Below are 4,133 nucleotides of genomic sequence, written 5' to 3' on the forward strand. Positions count from 1 at the left end.
GGCCATTGGGCGGAGGCGTACGTGGACCTGGGCGTCCAGCTGGGCATCACGAATGGCGTCAGCGCGACGCAGTTCCGCCCGGATGACCCGATCACGCGCGAGGACGCGGCGCTCATGGTCATCCGTGCCGTGGTCGGCGCGGCGGGGCTGTCGGGGCAGGACCTGCGTGTGCTCGACCACTACGCCGACAAGGGCGACATCGACGGGTACGCTCAGCAGGCCGTCGCCTTCGCCACGCTGCACGGCGTCCTGGCCGGCTACCCGGACGGCACCCTGCGGCCGCACGCGAACATCCTGCGCGGCGAGGCCGTGAAGGTGATCGACCAGTCGGTGCCGGAGGCGCTGGCGCCCGGCGTGAAGAAGATCAGCCTCGTCTCGTTCAACGACTTCCACGGCCATCTGGAGTACAACCCGAAGGCCGGCGAGCTTGGCGCGGCCCGGCTGGCGACGGCGTTCCTCGGCGAGGCGCTGCGCAACCCGGACGGGTACGTCCTGCTGGACGGCGGCGACAACTATCAGGGCACCGTCATCTCGAACCTGACGCAGGGCCAGGCTGTCAATGACTGGCTCAACAGCGTGGGGCTGCGCGTTTCCGCCATCGGCAACCACGAGTTCGACTGGGGCATCCCCGTGCTCCAGGACCGGATCGCCGACGCCCGGTTCACGTATCTCGCCGCGAACATCTTCGACGAGACCACGGGCCAGCGTCCGGCATGGGTGAAGCCGACGGACATGATCGACGTCGACGGCCTCAAGATCGGCATCATCGGCTTCGCGACGCCGCTGACGAAGTCGATCGTGTTGCCGCAGAACATCGCGGGACTGGAGTTCCGCGACCCGGCCCCGATCATCGACGAGCTCGCGCCGCAACTGCGGGCGCAGGGCGCGGACCTCGTCATCGTCGTCTCGCACCTGTCCTCCGACCAGGAGGGGACCTGGACGGACGGCGACACGCATGAGATCACCAACGAAATCGCGGACGTGATCCAGCGCATCAACGTCCCCATTGACGCGGCGATCACGGGGCACACGCACGATGACGTCGCCGGCTTCGTGCAGGGCAAGTTCGGGCCGGTGCCGGTCATCCAGGGGAGCTACTACGGCCACGCGTACGCGCGGATCGACCTCTACTTCGACACGACGGCGGGCAAGGTGGTCCGCGCGGTGCCGAAGGTGATGCACCCCAGCCTGACGATCGCGCCGAATCCCGACGTCGAGGACCTCGTGGCGAAGTGGGAAGCCGTCATCGGCCCCAAGAAGGACCAGGTGATCGCCACGCTGGCGAACGACCTCACCCGTGACCCGACGCCCGCCGGGGAGGAAGCGCTCGGCGACCTGATCACCGACGCCCAGCTGAAGGCGGTCCCGGGCGCGCAGATCGCGCTCACGAACGGCGGCGGCATCCGCGCCGACCTTGCGGCCGGTCCGGTCAAGTGGGGCGACGCGTACTCCGTCCAGCCGTTCGGCAACACCCTCGTCAAGGTGCGGATGACGGGCGCCGAGTTGGTCAAGACGCTCGAGGAGGGTGTCAACAACTTCGTCCTCCGCGAGCTGAACCAGACGGGCGGCCACGGACCGCTCCAGGTCAGCGGCCTCACGTTCACGTGGGATTGGACGAAGCCGATGTACCAGCGCGTCTCCGACGTGAAACTGGCGGACGGCACGCCCATCGACCCGACCGCCACCTACACCGTCGTCGTGAACAACTTCATGGCGGGCGGCGGGGACGACTTCGTCACGCTGAAGGGCATCCCGGACGACCGCAAGGTCGACACCGGCATCGTCGATTCGGACGTGTTCATCGACTACCTGAAGAGCCTGCCGCAGCCGATCAACTACGGGCTGCAGAACCGGATCACGGTGGTCGGGCGGTAGGAGCGAACGGGCTCCGCGCCGCCCGGTACGGGCCCGGCGAGGCGCTGCCGCAAACAGTCAAGGCGGGCCGGCAACGGCCCGCCTTGATGCTGTCATTCACTGAAGCGCGATGGCCCTGGGCTGCGGCATGCCCCACAGTGCGTCGGGCTGCACGGTCCAGGCGCGCGTCCGACGCCTAGCCCACGGAGCCCTCCATCTCCAGCTCGATGAGGCGGTTCAGCTCGATCGCGTACTCCATCGGCAACGCCTTGCGGAACGGCTCCACGAAGCCCTGCACGATCATCTTGGCCGCCTGCTCCTCGTTGATGCCGCGGCTCATCAGGTAGAACAGCTGCTCGTCGCTGATCTTGGACACGGTCGCCTCGTGCTCCATGGAGACGTCGTCCGCCTCGATCTCCATGTACGGGATCGTGTCCGAAGCCGAGAGGTCGTCGAGGATGAGCGCGTCGCACTCCACGCGCGACTTGCAGCCGTACGAGGTCTTCGGCACGCGGACGAGCCCGCGGTAGGTGGTGCGCCCGCCGCCGAGGCTGATCGACTTCGAGGTGATCGTGGAGCTCGTCTCCGGCGCCGCGTGGACCATCTTCGCGCCCGCGTCCTGGTGCTGGCCCTTGTTGGCGAGCGCGATCGACAGCACCTCGCCCTTGGCCTTGCGCCCGACGAGGAACACCGCCGGGTACTTCATCGTCAGCTTGGAGCCGAGGTTGCCGTCGACCCACTCCATGGTGGCTTCCTCATGAGCCACGGCGCGCTTCGTGACGAGATTGTAGACATTCGTCGACCAGTTCTGGATGGTCGTGTAGCGGCAGCGGCCGCCCTTCTTCACGATGATCTCCACGACCGCGCTGTGCAGCGAGGCGGAGGAATACGTGGGCGCCGTGCAGCCCTCCACGTAATGGACGAAGGCGCCCTCGTCCACGATGATCAGCGTCCGCTCGAACTGGCCCATGTTCTCCGTGTTGATGCGGAAGTAGGCCTGCAGCGGGATCTCCACGCGGACGCCCTTGGGCACGTAGATGAAGGAACCGCCGGACCAGACGGCGCTGTTGAGCGCCGCGAACTTGTTGTCCGAGGGCGGGACGACCGTGCCGAAGTACTCCTTGACCAGCTCCGGGTACTCCCGCACGGCGGTGTCCGTGTCGACGAAGATGACGCCCTGCCGCTCAAGGTCCTCGCGGATCTTGTGGTAGACGACCTCCGACTCATACTGCGCGGCCACGCCGGCGAGGAACTTGCGCTCCGCCTCCGGGATGCCGAGCCGGTCGAACGTCTTCTTGATCGTCTCCGGAACCTCGTCCCAGCTGCGCCCCTTCTTCTCCGTCGCCTTGACGTAGTAGTACATGTCGTCGAAGCGCAGCCCGGAGAGGTCGCCGCCCCAGGTGGGGACGGGCTTCTTCTCAAAGATCTCAAGCGACTTCAGCCGGAACTCGCGCATCCAGTCGGGCTCGTTCTTCATCCACGAGATTTCCTCGACGACGCGCCGGTTCAGGCCCTTCTGGCTCTTGAACGTGTAGTTCTCGGGATCGTGGAAGCCGTACTTGTACTCCAGGTCCAGATCCAGTTCCTTGGCCACGTGCAACGCTCCCTCGCGACGGCGGCAACCGCCATTTCCTTGTAGCCTGCTCGGATTTCGTTCGTTCAAAGCATACCACGGAATCGTTATGATGGCGTTGAAAACCATGCGTGCAAGAGGAACGTGATTCCGATCATCGTCGGTACCGGCATCGACCTGGTCGACGTCGAACGCTTCCGGCGGCTCCTCAAGCGCCGGGGCGAGGCCGCCCTAAGGCGCCTGTTCACGGAGGCGGAGCGCGATCTGGCGGCCGGGGCGCACGCGGCGGAGCGGCTGGCCGGCACGTTCGCCGCCAAGGAAGCTGCGCTCAAGAGCCTGGGCACCGGGCTGCGGCGCATGGCCTGGCGTGAGGTGGAAGTGGTGCGCGACGCCATCGGCAAGCCGGAGTTGCGTCTCTCCGGGCGTGCGGCGGCCCGCGCGCGCGCGATCGGTGCCGCGCGCTTCCACGTCAGCATCAGCCACCTGGGCTCGTTCGCCGTCGCGCAGGTGATCGCGGAGGGCGAGGCGCCATGAGGATCGTCACGGGGACGACGATGCGCGCCGCAGACGCCTGGGCCATTTCGCGCGGCCTGCCCGAGGCGGCGTTGATGTACGCGGCCGGGCGCGCCGTCGCGGCCGCGGCGCGCCGCTGGCTCGAGCGGCGGGGCCGCTGGCCGGGGCGCGTGTTCGTCGCCTGCGGCAAGGG

General features: G+C 67.5%; 4 protein-coding genes. 3 read left to right on the forward strand and 1 reads right to left on the reverse strand.

Features of this window, described 5'->3' with window-relative positions:
* The coding region (locus IRZ18_08775; protein ID MBX5477198.1) for a 5'-nucleotidase C-terminal domain-containing protein at positions 1 to 1,875 on the forward strand (1,875 nt) is incomplete at its 5' end.
* 175 nt (positions 1,876 to 2,050) lie between these two features.
* Here IRZ18_08775 and sufB read toward each other — a convergent pair.
* Positions 2,051 to 3,556: a Fe-S cluster assembly protein SufB gene (gene sufB, locus IRZ18_08780; protein MBX5477199.1), complete on the reverse strand. Its 1,506-nt coding sequence runs from the start codon at positions 3,554 to 3,556 to the stop codon at positions 2,051 to 2,053.
* 24 nt (positions 3,557 to 3,580) lie between these two features.
* Between sufB and IRZ18_08785 the strand changes: the two genes are divergently transcribed.
* Complete coding sequence (locus IRZ18_08785; GenBank protein ID MBX5477200.1) at positions 3,581 to 3,961, forward strand: holo-ACP synthase; 381 nt, start codon at positions 3,581 to 3,583, stop codon at positions 3,959 to 3,961.
* A partial coding sequence (locus tag IRZ18_08790; GenBank protein MBX5477201.1) for a bifunctional ADP-dependent NAD(P)H-hydrate dehydratase/NAD(P)H-hydrate epimerase occupies positions 3,958 to 4,133 on the forward strand: 176 nt, incomplete at its 3' end. The genes IRZ18_08785 and IRZ18_08790, both read left to right, overlap by 4 nt.

Source organism: Clostridia bacterium (assembly GCA_019683875.1).
Classification (GTDB): domain Bacteria; phylum Bacillota; class Sulfobacillia; order RBS10-35; family Bu92; genus Bu92.

What these genes read in the sequence shown, in the direction of transcription:
- sufB (MBX5477199.1), bottom strand. Translation starts at nt 3,556, where the DNA reads ATGGTTTTCAACGCCATCATAACGATTCCGTGGTATGCTTTGAACGAA.